Source organism: Flavobacterium sp. MMLR14_040 (assembly GCF_033657265.1).
In the GTDB taxonomy this organism is placed as follows: Bacteria; Bacteroidota; Bacteroidia; order Flavobacteriales; family Flavobacteriaceae; genus Flavobacterium.
The window spans coordinates 134,237-149,364 of the sequence record NZ_JAWVWO010000006.1 but is presented as its reverse complement, the minus strand read 5'-3'; the positions used below and the strand labels follow the sequence as shown (position 1 = coordinate 149,364).

General features: G+C 34.7%; 9 protein-coding genes. 7 read left to right on the top strand and 2 right to left on the bottom strand.

Translation table 11 applies throughout. The features are described from left to right. Positions 1–44: 44 nt before the first annotated feature. Positions 45–959: an EamA family transporter gene (locus tag SD960_RS10585; protein WP_318802831.1), complete on the top strand. Its 915-nt coding sequence runs from the start codon at positions 45–47 to the stop codon at positions 957–959. 440 nt (positions 960–1,399) lie between these two features. After that, on the top strand, positions 1,400–3,664 hold the full coding sequence (locus SD960_RS10580) for an acyl-CoA dehydrogenase (RefSeq protein ID WP_318802830.1): 2,265 nt from the start codon (positions 1,400–1,402) through the stop codon (positions 3,662–3,664). Between the two features lie 314 nt (positions 3,665–3,978). On the opposite strand, the gene SD960_RS10575 is transcribed toward SD960_RS10580, so the two are convergent. Beyond that, positions 3,979–4,725 (bottom strand): NUDIX hydrolase, encoded by a 747-nt coding sequence (locus SD960_RS10575; protein WP_318802828.1) that lies wholly within the window; start codon positions 4,723–4,725, stop codon positions 3,979–3,981. A 308-nt stretch (positions 4,726–5,033) separates the two neighbouring features. Here SD960_RS10575 and SD960_RS10570 point away from each other — a divergent pair, with 308 nt between their 5' ends. Further along, complete coding sequence (locus SD960_RS10570; RefSeq protein WP_318802826.1) at positions 5,034–7,484, top strand: glycoside hydrolase family 3 C-terminal domain-containing protein; 2,451 nt, start codon at positions 5,034–5,036, stop codon at positions 7,482–7,484. Positions 7,485–7,634: 150 nt separating this feature from the next. Here SD960_RS10570 and SD960_RS10565 read toward each other — a convergent pair whose 3' ends face one another. Next, on the bottom strand, positions 7,635–7,979 hold the full coding sequence (locus SD960_RS10565; RefSeq protein WP_318802825.1) for a 5-carboxymethyl-2-hydroxymuconate Delta-isomerase: 345 nt from the start codon (positions 7,977–7,979) through the stop codon (positions 7,635–7,637). A 628-nt stretch (positions 7,980–8,607) separates the two neighbouring features. Here SD960_RS10565 and SD960_RS10560 point away from each other — a divergent pair. The 4 genes from SD960_RS10560 to SD960_RS10545 all read left to right on the top strand — a co-directional run bounded on the left by SD960_RS10560 (position 8,608) and on the right by SD960_RS10545 (position 14,901). Continuing rightward, positions 8,608–10,251 carry a DUF6377 domain-containing protein gene (locus SD960_RS10560; protein WP_318802824.1) on the top strand — a complete coding sequence of 548 codons (1,644 nt, stop codon included), beginning with the start codon at positions 8,608–8,610 and terminating at the stop codon, positions 10,249–10,251. A 206-nt stretch (positions 10,252–10,457) separates the two neighbouring features. Further along, positions 10,458–12,674 carry a glycoside hydrolase family 3 C-terminal domain-containing protein gene (locus tag SD960_RS10555; protein WP_318802821.1) on the top strand — a complete coding sequence of 739 codons (2,217 nt, stop codon included), beginning with the start codon at positions 10,458–10,460 and terminating at the stop codon, positions 12,672–12,674. Positions 12,675–12,930: 256 nt separating this feature from the next. Then, complete coding sequence (locus SD960_RS10550) at positions 12,931–13,581, top strand: DUF1349 domain-containing protein (RefSeq protein ID WP_318802820.1); 651 nt, start codon at positions 12,931–12,933, stop codon at positions 13,579–13,581. Between the two features lie 180 nt (positions 13,582–13,761). After that, positions 13,762–14,901: an acyltransferase gene (locus tag SD960_RS10545; protein WP_318802818.1), complete on the top strand. Its 1,140-nt coding sequence runs from the start codon at positions 13,762–13,764 to the stop codon at positions 14,899–14,901. The last annotated feature ends 227 nt before the right edge of the window (positions 14,902–15,128 follow it).

The window sequence follows — 15,128 nt, the reverse complement described above, 5'->3', positions numbered from 1 at the left end:
AAGAAATTTGTTTCATCACAAAAACAAACCAAAAACCAAAATCCGTGAAAACAACAAAATACTACATCGCAGCCATAACGGCATACACCATTTGGGGATTTTTTAGCCTTGTGCTAAAACCAATTCACGAATATGCCTCATTGGATATTTTATTCTTTCGTGTTTTTAGCTGTAGTATTTTAATGTTGCTGATTTCTTTTGCTTTCAAACGAAAAAAAGTAAAAGAAACAATCGAAACCTTCAAAGCATTACCAAAATCAGAAAAACGAAAAGCACTTTTATTAAACATTGGCGGAAGCGTTTTCCTGATGTTAAACTGGTTCACATTCATTTATGTAATGAATCATGTTAGTGTAAAAGCAACTTCATTGGCGTATTTGGTTTGTCCAATTTTAACGACTCTCTTGGCGTATTTTCTTTTGCATGAAAAACTAAGCAAAACCCAATGGATTTCTGTAGGATTAAGTATTTCCGGCTGTTTACTTTTGTCGTATGCCGATATTATGGATATGTTTTTCAGCATTATAATAGGATTTACCTATGCCTGTTATTTAGTAAGCCAGCGTGTCAATAAAGGTTTTGACAAATTTATCGTTCTTACGTTTCATATAACCTTGGCAGCCTTGATTTTATTGCCATTTTATCCGGCGTACAGCGGTCCGGTTCCAACAGAATTTAAGTTTTATTTCTGTATCGAAACCATTGCTATTTTATTTACGATTTTCCCGTTGTTCCTTAATTTATATGCACTTTCCGGCATTAATTCATCAACAGTTGGAATGTTGTTGAACATAAACCCAATGATTGCCTTCGGGTTGGCCACTTTTGTGTATCACGAAAATATCACGATTTTACAAATAACAGCTTACAGTATTATTTTTATAGCCGTTTTAGTGTTTAACTCGCATCACCTTTTTGCGTTGAAGCAACGATATACGCCGGCTTCAAAAAACGCTTAAACTTTTTGCCACAAACTTCACGAACCTGAAAACTCCAAATTGACATAGTCAGATTTCAAATGATATTTGATGAACATTCGTGAAGTTGTGGCTAATTTTTGTTTGCCACGAATTGCACAAATTTTCACGAATTAAAACTTTATAACCTTATTTATAAGATTAGAAGATAAAAATTAGCGAAAATTAGTGTAATTCGTGGCAACTTCTTTTTCTAAAACATTCATAAAATTACCAGAATCTTAACAGGATATTTAAGTAGGAATGAGTATTTTTCATTTCTGTTTTTTTATGTAATAATGCATATTAAAAGTTGCCAAGAATTATACGAATTTCCACGAATTGAATTTCTTAATTTTAGCTATAAAATTAAGCTGGTAAAAAATTTGTGAAAATTTGTGTAATTTGTGGTAAAAAAGCAAAACAACCAGATTCAAAATCTTATGAAAAATACCAAATTACAAGCCTTCATTCCCTTATTTTATTTAGTGTGGTCAGATGATCTTTTAACACAGAAAGAGTTTGCCACTATTCAAACATTTATTAATGATTTGACCTGGCTTTCGCCGGAAGAAAAACAACAGCTTCTTTCTAAAGTTGATATTTCAAATCCGCCTACGCGAAATGAATTGTCGCAATGGAAACAGGATATTGAAGGCAGTATAAAAGATAAATCATCCATAAAATCGGTTTTTGATATTGCCGAAGCACTTTCAGAAAAAGACGTAGATATTTCGACTTTAAGACCGGAATTTTTAAAACTCGAAAATGATTTGGGTGTTTTGGGCGAAGAAGTAATTCAGAACTTTAAAACCAAAGCAGAATCTTTTACAGCAACTTCAAAAACAGATTCTAATTTTGATATTCAAAAAATAACAGCTCTTTTAGACGGAAAAGAAGCTGCAATTATAAAAAAAGTAAAATCAGTTATTTCAAGACCTGAATTTGCTTATGAAACTTCTACAGACATCAATGTTTATCGTCAAACCGTTTACGATTGGTGTAAAATTTTAGCCGAAGAAAATCTCGGAAATATGGCGTATCCAAAGCGATACGGTGGAGGAGAAAACATAGCCGATTATTTTGCGATTATGGAAACGTTGAGTTATCACGATTTAAGTTTGGTGATCAAATTTGGCGTTCAGTTTGGACTTTGGGGCATGAGCGTTCAATCATTAGGAACCGAAAAGCATTATGCTAAATATTTAAATGATATTGGTTCGCTAAAAATCCCGGGCTGTTTCGCCATGACCGAAACACATCACGGTTCAAACGTAAAAGGATTAGAAACCACGGCAACTTACAATCATAACGATCAAACATTTACGATTCATACACCGCATGAAAAAGCGCAAAAAGAATATATTGGCAACGCGGCCGTTCACGGACAAATGGCAACCGTTTTTGCCAAGTTAATTATTAACGATCACGATTACGGCGTAAATGCTTTTGTGGTTCCGCTGCGCGATACAAACGGAAATACGTTAAACGGAATTACCATTGGCGATTGCGGTCATAAAATGGGATTAAATGGCGTTGATAACGGAACAATTCGTTTCAATCAGGTTGTAATTCCAAAAGAAAATATGCTCGACAGATTTGCTTCTGTAAATGAAAAAGGTGAATTTGAAAGTCCTATTCCGAGTGATAACAGACGTTTTTTCACGATGTTAGGTACTTTGGTTGGTGGCCGAATCGGGATTCCGCGCTCAGCATTGGCAGCAGCAAAATCCGGATTGACAATTGCCATTCGATACAGTGATCAACGCCGACAATTTGGTCCCGAAGGCGGATCAGAAGTTCCGATTTTAAACTACAGAATGCACCAACGCAGATTACTTCCGCATTTAGCGAAAACCTATGCCGTTCACTTTGCATTACAATACCTTACGAATCGTTTCCTGAATAAAACCGAAGCCGAAATGCAGGAAATTGAAGCCCTTGCAGCCGGAATGAAATCCTATTCAACCTGGAGCACCAGAGATATTTTGCAGGAATGCCGTGAAGCCATTGGCGGCAAAGGTTATTTATCTGAAAACAGAATCGACGATTTAAAAAACGACACCGAAATTTACACCACTTTTGAAGGTGATAATACCGTTTTAATGCAATTAGTTGCCAAAAATCGTTTAGCTGAATTCAGAAAAGCATTTGGAGAAATGGGTTCATTGGGAATCATCAATTATGTATACGAAAATGCAAAAGTGGCGATTTCTGAAAAAAATCCAATTGCAACCAGAAGAACAGACGATGAACATTTATTAGATTCTGAGTTTCATTTGCAGGCATTTATCCATAGAGAAAAAACAATTTTGGCGTCTGCAGCCCGACGTATCAAAAAATTGGTCGATGGCGGTTTAGAACCTTACGATGCCTTTAATGTGGTCCAGCATCAAATGATTGATGTAGCGCAGGCATATTTGGAAAGAATTGTTTTAGAGCAATTTCAGGAAGCCATAAAAACAGTTGAAGATGAAAAATCAAAAGAAATATTGACAAAATTATACCAATTATACGCGCTTTCGCAGATAGAAAAAAACAAAGCCTGGTATCTTGAAGACGGGTATATGGAAGCCGTAAAAACCAAAACAATCCGTAAAATCGTAAACCAGCTTTGTTGGGATATTCGCCCTGATGCTGTGGCTTTGGTAAACGCTTTTGATATTCCGGAGAGTTGTTTGGCGGCTCCAATTGCTGCGAATCTTTAAACCATATAAGTCATATAAGTTCATTTAAAAGTTTTGCTTAACAGCAGCTTTGTCAAAGTTTAAGCTTTGACAAAGCTTTTTTTACGATCAAGTATGCGATACGTATTTTTGTCCTCCCGAGGAACGAGGGATCGCCGCAAGAAACTCCACAATTAAAATCGCCAATCTTTGTCGAGTTACTTGATGAGATCCCTCGTTCCTCGGGAGGACAATATTGTGGTTTCTTTACTATGAAAAATTCTTGATTGTGGAAAAAATAAACACCGCCAAAGTTTATAAAAAAAAACTTACATCACTTATATGGTGAAAAAAAATCACCAGCTTCCCTTCAAACCTTCTTTTAAAGCACTATTATATTTCTCCAAATCAAAACTATACAAATCCGGAGCTTTGTGCGCGCCGCCTTTACGTGATTCGTCTAATTTGGTCAGGATATCATAACGAAGAATTTTGCGATAGAAATTTCCGCGGTTCAATTTTTTTCCTAAAATAGCTTCATATAATTTTTGAAGTTCCGGCATTGTAAACTTCTCAGGCAAAAGATTATAACCAATTGGATGATTGTTTAACTGTTCCCGAAGTGTGAGTAAGGCTTTATCAAAAATGGTTCTGTGATCCATCATAAATGCGGGTAAATCATCAATAGATTTCCATTCTACCACACTAGAATATTGATCAATCACTAATTTCACTTGTGAATATTCCGCCAACGCATAATATCCTATAGAGACAAAACGCTGTTTGTTCCAAATGCTATCATCATAAGCTTCAAAAGCACTTTCAGAACGTTTTAAATTTCCAAAAGTATAAAATTGCTGCAGGTAAATATTTTCTGTTCCGGTTCTGTCTTTTAAAATGCGAACTGCTGCATCATCTACGTTTTCCTCTTTTTCTACATAACCTCCGGGAAGTCCCCAGGCATCCTGATCCTTCATTTTTACAGTCAAAACATGAAGGGAATTTTCATGAAAGCTAAAAATAGCACAGTCAATAGAAAGCGTCGGAATATATTTTTTAAACGCTTCTTCAGATTGCTGTTCAAGTAATTTTTTAAATTCCATTGTGTTGATTTGTTTTCAAATTTACTCTTTTTGAGAATTATAAATGAGTGTAATAATGCAAAAATTCTAAAAATTCCTGTAAAATCAATCCTTCTGGTTCTTTTTTTATTCTAAATTATTCCTAATCGAATATTTATTTCGGTAATAATTTATTTGGTTTATTTCTGTAAAATTATGATAAATGAAAATTTAAGGGATTTTATTTGTTGATACGGAAAAAAGTAATTAATATTGCTTCATAATGAAGCAATGAAAATTATCAAATACTACAACTTTACTATTTTCAACCACTTTCTAAATTTCCAATTATGAAAAAAACAATTATAAAAACAGCGCAGTTGTCACTTTTAACCGCGTTAGTACTTTCTAATGTTTCATGGAATACCATTCCAAATGATGAAACGAATCCACCACAGGTAACTATTAAAGGATTTACTTTTACGGATTATAACAGAAACGGAAAATTAGATCTTTGGGAAGATACACGTCTTTCTAATAATCAAAGAATTGATGCGATTATCAAGGAAATGACAAACGCAGAAAAGGCAGAACTGCTTATCGGAACGGGAATGCCGGGAATCGAAGTTTTAACAGGTCCTATTGGAGATTCTAAAAAAGGTTTGGTTCCGGGAGCTGCCGGCGGAACTGCTGCTTTTGAGCGTTTCGGAATTCCTGCAACGGTTGTTGCCGATGGCCCAGCGGGTTTAAGAATTCAGCCAACAAGAGATAATGATACAAAAACCTATTATGCAACGGCATTTCCGGTAGGAACGGCTTTGGCTTCAACCTGGAATAAAGCACTGTTAGAAGAAGTTGGAAAAGCAATGGGAAATGAGGTAAAAGAATATGGTGTTGACGTTTTGTTAGCGCCGGCTTTAAACATCCACAGAAATCCTTTAAACGGAAGAAACTTCGAATATTATTCTGAAGACCCACTGATTTCAGGGAAAACTGCAGCAGCAATCGTAAACGGAATTCAGTCGCAGGGCGTTGGAACTTCGATTAAACATTTTGCGGTTAATAACGAAGAAACCAACCGTTTAACAATTAATGCGCATGTATCTGAAAGAGCAATTCGGGAATTGTACTTAAAAGGTTTTGAAATCACGGTGAAAGAATCGCAGCCGTGGACTGTAATGTCTTCATACAACAAACTTAACGGCGAATATACGTCTGCAAGAAAAGATTTATTAACTCAGGTTTTGAGAGAAGAATGGGGTTTTAAAGGAATTGTAATGACAGACTGGTTTGGCGGTTTTCCGGGTTTTGAAAGCATACAAAAAGGCTCCAGTTCTGATGTTGTAAAACAAATGATTGCCGGAAACGATCTTTTGATGCCAGGAATTCCGGTACAGAAAAAAGCATTGTTGGAAGCTTTAAACTCCGGTAAATTATCTCAGGAAGTGGCAAATGCAAATGCAAAAAGAATTTTAGAATATATTTTCCGCACACCAACTTTTGCCAAATATAAATACAGCGATAAACCTAATTTAACAAAAAATGCCGAAGTAACCAGAAATGCAGCTGCTGAGGGAATAGTTTTGCTTAAAAACACCAATAATGCATTGCCTTTTGCTGACAAACAAAAAGAAGTTGCTGTATTTGGCGTTACGTCTTACGCCTGGATTACAGGCGGAACAGGAAGCGGAAGTGTCAACAATAAACACACGGTTTCCCTTTTAGAAGGTTTGACTGCTGCAAGTTACAAATTAGATAAGGAATTAGTTGATTTGTATAAACCATACGCTGATAAAGAAGTACTTGCTGAAAAGGAAAGAAGAAAAGAAAAAGGAGTTATGGCTTTGCCGGAAAGACTTCCTGAATTGAAATTGGATGATGCTTTTATTGCTAAAAAAGCAGCAAGTTCTGAAATTGCATTCGTTACTTTAGGAAGAAACTCTGGAGAATTTAACGACAGAGTAGTTGATAATGACTTCAATCTGGCAACGGAAGAACTTGAAATGCTGGATAAAATTTCAAAAGCTTTTCATGCAAAAGGAAAAAAAGTTGTCGTTATTTTAAATATTGGCGGTGTAATCGAAACAGCTTCATGGAAAGATAAAGTAGATGCTATTTTACTGGCGTGGCAGCCAGGTCAGGAAGGCGGACATTCTGTTGCTGATGTAGTTTCAGGAAAAATAAATCCGTCTGGAAAATTGACAATGACTTTTCCTATGAAATATGCTGATACACCTTCGGCAAAAAATTTCCCCGGAATTCCTGCCAATAATCCGAAAGAGGTAACTTATGAAGAAGGCGTTTATGTTGGATACCGTTATTACAACACATTTAATGTAAAACCATCTTACGAGTTTGGTTTTGGAAATTCTTATACGACATTCGATTATACAGACGTAAAATTAAGTGCACCAACTTTTAAAGACAAACTGACGGTCTCTGTCACCGTAAAAAACACAGGAAAAGTTTCTGGTAAAGAAGTAGTGCAGGTTTACCTTTCGGCTCCCGCAAAATCTATTGATAAACCAAAAGAAGAATTAAAAGCTTTTGGTAAAACCAAAGAACTAAAACCAGGCGAAAGTGAAACATTGCAATTGGTATTATCTCCAAAAGATCTGGCTTCGTTTTTAGAAAATAAAAGCGCCTGGATTGCAGAAGCCGGAACGTATAAAGTTTTGGTTGGAGCTTCATCTGAAGACATTAAAAAAACAGCTGAGTTTTCGGTAGCAAAAGAAATTACAGTTGAAAAAGTAAAAAAAGCTTTTGAAGCAGATAGTAAGTTTACAGAGCTTAAACCTTAATTACAAGTATATTTTTGGTTAGATAAAAATTGATTAAGGCTATAATTCCACTTTAATATTCAGATTTGAATAAACAAGTGGAATTATTTTTTTTATGACAAAATAGCAATGAAATCAATTTAGTAATATCATTGTCTGTCATTTTAGGTTCTAAATCATGGTTTTATTAAAATAACTGGCTTTCTCAAAATCTTTGATATTAATTGAAATTACCGGAACTTCAGAAAGAATTTTATTCAGTTTAGTTACAATCGCTTTTGATAATTGGGCTTTTTGATCTGTATTTCGACCTTCCATAATATATCCAAAGACGTGAATAAAATCGTCTAAACTATTTCCGTTATTATAATACGCAAAGGGATTAATGCGAACCTTAATTTCAGAAGCAATAAAAAGATCCGTAGACAAAGCGGCATCAAAAACAACCTGCATGATTTCATCTGCAGATCTCATTCGGATTACGTTTTCGGAACAATCAATAATAAAATGTGGCATATTTTGGTGGTTTAAATTAGAGAATTAATAAAATCAAATTTACGAAAGTCTAATGAATTTGGTATGTTTAAGGTATCGATTCGATGTTAATTTATAAATTAAATCCTTTTATATTTTTCACGCAGATCTGGTAGAAAAATCTTTTGTAATGTAACGTTAAAACGTACTGTTTGTCATTTCGAGGAACGAGAAATCTCCGCGAGAAGCTCGACAAAGACTGGCTATTTTGTAATGAACGGATTAAAATCCATCCCTACAATATGATCCGTTCCTCCGGAACTCTTTATAAAATTCCGAGGAATGATTTATTTTGTAGCAAGAGATTTTAATCCCTTGAAATGCAAAGTAATCCCATCTTGTCAATTTCGACGAAGGAGAAAGCTTCGCAAGAAACTCGACAAAGATTGGACTCTCGTTGCGGAGTTTCTTGCGGAGATTTCTCGTTCCTCGAAATGACAAACTGCACGAAAATATTCTTATGAAAATGATTGCCCTAGCCCGACAGAAGTTTAAATTTTTTATTGTTTGATTTTTTGTTACTAAAGTTCAAATTTTACGACTTACTAAATAATTCATTTTTGTTTGCGCACTTTCTTATATTTGTAAGTCTCATTATATCTTAATTGGTTTGAAAAATTATCTGTTGTTTTGTTTGTTCGTTCTTTTAGGAAATCCTGTTTTTGCATCGGATAGTACAGATACTATTTTGAAGAAACTAAACGACGCGCTAAAAAATAAACAGCGATATGTGGAGCTAAAAGAAGAGCGCATTTTAAATTTCAAAAAAATAAAATCGGCTGATTTAAGCAAAGAACAGGAATACAATTACAATAAAACTTTATATACAGAATACCAAAAATTCAATTCAGATTCGGCTATTTTTTATGTAAAAAAGAATTTGAAAATTGCTGAAGAACTTCAAAACAAAGAACTTTCAGATTTAGCCAACATTCAATTGGTTACGCTATATTCTTCTTCGGGAAAATACCGTGAATCTGAAGCTATTTTAAAAAGTATCAACAAAAAAGCATTATCAAAAACATTGCTTCCTAATTACTATGTCGCGTATCGTGAATTTTTTGAGCATTATGCGGCCAATAGTTACGATATAAAATACATTGAGCAAATACGAAAATACCGTGATTCGCTGCTAATGGTTTTAGATCCAAATACTTTAAACTATCAGATTAATAAAATTCAGCAGCGAATGTCCCAGAAAAAGATAGACATTTCGAAAAAACAATTACTGGATTTATTGAAAACCACCAAAGAAGATAATCCGCAATATGCCATGATTACCTATCTTTTAGGCAGTATTTATGAGGGAACACATCAATTAGAATTAAGAAAAAAATACTACGCACTTTCTGCCACTGCAGATATTAAAAACGCAAATAAAGATAATGCGTCGCTTCAGGAACTGGCTTTGGTTTTTTATGAAGCTGGTGATGTCGATATGGCGTACAAACTCACACAATCTGCAATTGAAGATGCGCTTTATTGCAATGTACAATTTCGAACACTTTTAATGTCAGAGGTTTATTCTATTATCAATACCGTTTATTTAGAAAAAGAAGCCAAAAGAAAAACAGAATTGCAATTGTATCTTTTATGCATTAGCTTACTTTCTGTATTTTTGATTGTGGCGGTTATTTACGTTTACAAACAAATGAAAAAAGTTTCTAGAATTCGTGGAGAATTATACGAAACAAGTCAAAAACTGGCCGAATTAAACAAAGATATTACCGAAACCAATAATCAGTTGCAGGAACGTAATTCGCAATTATCAGAATCGAATCACGTTAAGGAAGAATATATTGCGCATTTTTTCAATTTGTGTTCGGCATACATCAATAAATTAGAAAACTATCGCATTATTTTAAATAAAAAAGCAACGGCGAAACAGTTTGACGAAATTTATAAAATGCTCAAATCAACAACTTTGGTTGATAATGAACTTGAAGAATTGTATAAAAACTTCGATATTATATTTCTGAATTTATATCCCACTTTCGTGAAAGACTTTAACGAATTGCTGATTAAAGAAGAACAAATCGTTTTGAAACAAGGTGAATTACTCAATACAGAACTTAGAATTTTTGCTTTAATCCGACTCGGAATTACTGACAGCGTAAAAATTGCTGCCTTTCTGCGTTACTCTTTAAGCACAATTTACAACTACAGAACCAGAGCTCGAAATAAAGCCGCAGTTTCGCGAAATGATTTTGAAGAAATGGTCATGAAAATAGGTTTAATTTCACTTAAAGTGTAATGTTTTGTTTTAAAACCACTACTTTTTTTGGGCTTTAAAATTTATTAAATATTTGTAAATCAATAGTTTAAATTTTTATTTCACTACTTTTTTTCGTTTAAAAATCTCATGCATACTATAACGTTTTAGCTTTACAATATTATTAAAGGGTACTTTTGACACAAAGCTATCTTAGATATAAATTAATGCTTTAATAAATTATAGTTATGTTTAAAAACGTTAAAACAATTGTTGTTTTACTTTTGTTGACTTCGATTGGGATAAATGCCCAAAACAAAGTTCCGGTTTATCTTGATGATAAAAAGTCGATTGAAGAGCGTGTGGCAGATGCACTTTCGAAAATGACCACCGACGAAAAAATTGCCATGATTCACGCACAATCTAAATTTAGTTCGCCTGGTGTTCCGCGTTTGGGAATTCCGGAAAACTGGATGACCGATGGACCACACGGAATTCGTACCGAAGTTAAATGGGACGAATGGGATCAGGCAGGCTGGACAAACGATTCCTGTATTGCTTTTCCTGCGCTTACCGCACTTTCTGCAACATGGAACAAAGAAATGGCTTCTTTATACGGAAAATCAATTGGTGAAGAAGCACGTTACCGTAATAAAAATGTACTATTAGGACCTGGAGTTAATATTTACAGAACCCCATTAAACGGTCGTAATTTTGAATATATGGGAGAAGATCCTTTCCTGACTTCAAAAATGGTGGTTCCTTATATTAAAGGAGTACAGTCAAACGGAGTTGCGGCTTGCGTAAAACATTTTGCCTTAAATAATCAGGAAACAAATCGTAATTCTGTTAACGTAATTGTTGATGACAGAGCGTTATACGAAATTTATTTGCCGGCTTTTAAAGCTGCAGTACAAGAAGGTGATGCTTGGGCCATTATGGGTTCGTACAATAAATATAAAGGACAGCAATGTTGCCATAATGAGTTTTTGTTGAATGATATTCTTCGCGGAGAATGGGGTTTTAAAGGCGTTGTAGTTTCAGATTGGGGTGGCGTTAATGACACTAAACAAGCAATTCACAATGGTTTGGATATGGAATTTGGTTCCTGGACAAACGGACTTTCGTGGGGAACGAGCAATGCTTATGACAACTACTTTTTGGCAAAACCATACTCTATTATGATTGCCAGAGGCGAAGTGGGAACGAAAGAATTAGACGAGAAAGTAAGCCGTATTTTACGTTTGTCTTTCCTGACAACGATGAATAAAAACCGTCCTTTTGGATCTTTTGGAACAGAAGAGCACGCAAAAGCAGGTTTAAAAATTGCCGAAGAAGGAATTGTATTGCTTCAAAACAACAATAATATTTTGCCAATTAATCTTTCGAAAACTAAAAAGATAGCTGTAATTGGTGAAAATGCTATTAAAATGATGACTGTTGGCGGAGGAAGTTCTTCATTGAAAGCAAGATATGAAATTACACCGCTTGAAGGTCTAAAGAAAAGAATTGGCAATCAGGCTGAAATTGTGTACGCTCGCGGTTATGTGGGAGATCCGACAAGTAATTATAACGGCGTTATTGCAAAAGTAAGTTTAGAAGACAAACGTTCTGCTGCTGAACTGACTGCAGAAGCTCTAAAAGTAGCCAAAGATGCTGATATTGTGCTTTTTATTGGAGGTTTAAACAAAAGCGACAATCAGGATGCAGAAGGCCACGATCGTAAAGGACTAGAACTTTCTTATGGTCAGGACAAATTAATTGCTGAATTGGCGAAAGTAAATAAAAATATAGTTTTTGTAAATATTTCAGGAAATGCCGTGGCAATGCCGTGGGTAAAAGAAGTTCCGGGAATAGTACAAGGCTGGTTTTTAGGTACAGAAGCAGGAAATGCTTTAGCAGCTGTTTTAGTTGGAGATGTAAATCCGTCAGGAAAATTGACTTTTACTTTTCCTGTAAAATTGTCTGATAATGGTGCGCACGCTTTAGGAGAATTTCCTGGTGGAGATGATGTGAAATACAATGAAAGCATTTTTGTTGGATACCGTTATGCCGACAAACAAAAAGCAAAACCATTATTCTCTTTCGGTCACGGATTAAGTTACACGACTTTTGAATACGGAAAAGTGACAGCGGATAAAAAACAAGTTTCTGCTGATGGAAAAATTACGTTTTCTGTAAAAGTAAAAAATACAGGAACCCGTGAAGGTTCAGAAGTTGTTCAGCTTTATATCAGCGATTTAAAATCTTCATTAGTTCGTCCGATAAAAGAATTAAAAGGATTCGAGAAAATTTCGCTTAAAGCGGGAGAAGAAAAAACGGTGACTTTTACAATTGATAAAACAGCTTTGAGCTTTTTTGATGATAAAAAACACGACTGGGTTGCAGAACCGGGCGCTTTTGAAGCAATCGTTGGTGCCTCTTCAACAGATATAAAATCTAAAGTGGGATTCTCACTTCAATAGTTTCATTATTTCTAAATTGGTTGGTTGTAAAGCTGCAATTGTAAAAAATTGCGGCTTTGCTTTTAGAAGTAAGTTGTAGGTAAAATATTAGGAGGCTTTGTCTTAAATAATTTTACCATTAAGATATTAAGTTAATTAAGCTTTGTGGTTAAAAAAAACAGATCAAGAAAGTTAAGCCAACGAACTTAAACTTAACTAAATTAATATCTTAATGGTAAAAAAATAAAAAAATAATGTTTTAAAAAATATAAATCACATGAAAAAAATTGTACTTAGTGCCGTAATTTTATTTTTGGCACAGAATCTTTCGGCGCAAAGTCTGAACAAAATGCAATGGTTTAATGAACCTGAAAAATGGGAAATTAAAAACAATGCCTTAATCATGAACGTTACAGCAAATAGCGATTACTGGCGAATTTCGCATTACGGATTCACGGTTGATGACGCACCATTTTATTATGCCACTTACGGCGGCGAATTTGAAGCCAAAGTAAAACTAACCGGAAGCTACATCGCCCGTTTTGACCAAATGGGATTAATGCTTCGTATTGATGAAAAAAACTATATCAAAACAGGAGTGGAGTTTGTGGATGGAAAATTTAATATCAGCACCGTTGTAACACATGACAAAAGCGATTGGAGCGTAACAACTGTAGAAAAAGCACCGCCATTTGTATGGATAAAAGTCGTGAGAAGATTGGATGCTGTGGAAGTTTTCTACTCTTTTGATGATAAAAATTATATCCTGGCCAGAAATGCGCCTTTGCAGGACAATACGCCTGTTATGGTTGGGTTAATGGCCGCTTCTCCAGACGGAAAAGGTTTTGAAGCCAAATTCGAAAACTTCAAAGTAACCCATTTACCGGATCAAAGAAGACTGGAATGGTTGAAAAATCATCAAGAGTAGATTAATTAGATAATTGAGATAATTTGAAAATTAGATAATTGTTTAGTTTTGCGTTAAGTTTTTCGAACTTTTCTGCAACTTTACATTGCGAACCTTGCGTAAAAACCTTGCGTTCTTTGCAGTAAATAATCTCAATAAAATTAAAAACTAACCATCAACCATTAACAATTAACCATTTTTATGAGTTCTATTTCTACAGATATTCAACCAAAAAAACATTACGAAATTTTAGACGGTTTACGCGGAGTGGCGGCGATTTTAGTCGTTGCTTTCCATATTTTTGAAGCTTTTGGCGGCGGAAATCGTTTTATACAAATCATCAATCACGGTTATCTTGCCGTTGACTTCTTTTTTCTTTTATCCGGATTTGTTGTCGCTTATGCATATGATGATCGCTGGGTAAAAATGTCGCAATGGGAATTTTACAAACGCCGTTTAATACGTTTGCAGCCCATGGTCATTATGGGAATGATTATTGGCGCCATTTTCTATTACTTTCAGGCGTCGGATATTTTATTTCCGATGATTGCCGGAATGGAAGCCTGGAAAGTAATAGTAACCATGGTTATTGGATTTACCTTATTACCAATTCCGCCATCATTAGAAATCAGGGGCTGGGGCGAAATGCATCCTTTAAATGGACCTGCATGGTCATTATTCTTCGAATATATAGCCAATATTTTGTACGCTTTAATTTTTCGTAAATTCTCAAATAAAGTACTTGGTTTTTTTGTCCTGATATTTGCCGGTTTACTTATTAATTATACCGTTTTTGGCCCAAAAGGAGATGTTATTGGCGGCTGGTCCTTAAATCTGGAACAAATGAATGTTGGTTTTACGCGTTTATTGTATCCGTTTTTTGCAGGGATTTTACTTTCCCGTTTAGGAAAATTAACTCACATAAAAGGCGCTTTCTGGGTTTGCAGTATTTTAATCACAATTGTGCTTGCCTTACCAAGATTTGGTGACGAAAACACTTTATGGATGAATGGTTTATATGAATCTATTTGTATTATTCTGGTTTTTCCCCTTATTGTTGCCATTGGCGCCGGCGGAGAAATTAAAAGTGCATTTTCATCTAAAATATGTAAGCTTTTAGGTGATATTTCATACCCAATTTATATCACACATTATCCTTTAATTTATTGGTTTACAGCTTGGGTTGTAGATAATAAAGTTTCGCTTGCAGATGGTTATTTAGTCGGCATTGGCGTTTTAGTTGCCAGCATCGTAATGGCGTATTTATGTTTGAAATTATACGATGAACCGATTAGAAACTGGCTTCAAAGTAAATTTCAAAAAAGAAAAGTTTCTTTATAAAAGGTTCAAAGTAACAAAGGTGCAGAGGGAAAAACTTTGTCCCTTTGAACCTATGCAACTCTGAACCTAAATAAAAATATTGAATTTCTAATTTTGTTAGTTGTAGATATTCAAATTGAGGGATGAAACGTTTGTGTTTCATCCCTTTTTTATTTAATAAAATTATCCGATTCCAAATTATTCGATCCAAATTATTCGATTCCAAATTATCCGATTCCAATTATCCG

What these genes read in the sequence shown, in the direction of transcription:
- SD960_RS10580 (WP_318802830.1), top strand. Translation starts at nt 1,400, where the DNA reads ATGAAAAATACCAAATTACAAGCCTTCATTCCCTTATTTTATTTAGTG.
- SD960_RS10575 (WP_318802828.1), bottom strand. Translation starts at nt 4,725, where the DNA reads ATGGAATTTAAAAAATTACTTGAACAGCAATCTGAAGAAGCGTTTAAA.
- SD960_RS10570 (WP_318802826.1), top strand. Translation starts at nt 5,034, where the DNA reads ATGAAAAAAACAATTATAAAAACAGCGCAGTTGTCACTTTTAACCGCG.
- SD960_RS10565 (WP_318802825.1), bottom strand. Translation starts at nt 7,979, where the DNA reads ATGCCACATTTTATTATTGATTGTTCCGAAAACGTAATCCGAATGAGA.
- SD960_RS10555 (WP_318802821.1), top strand. Translation starts at nt 10,458, where the DNA reads ATGTTTAAAAACGTTAAAACAATTGTTGTTTTACTTTTGTTGACTTCG.
- SD960_RS10550 (WP_318802820.1), top strand. Translation starts at nt 12,931, where the DNA reads ATGAAAAAAATTGTACTTAGTGCCGTAATTTTATTTTTGGCACAGAAT.
- SD960_RS10545 (WP_318802818.1), top strand. Translation starts at nt 13,762, where the DNA reads ATGAGTTCTATTTCTACAGATATTCAACCAAAAAAACATTACGAAATT.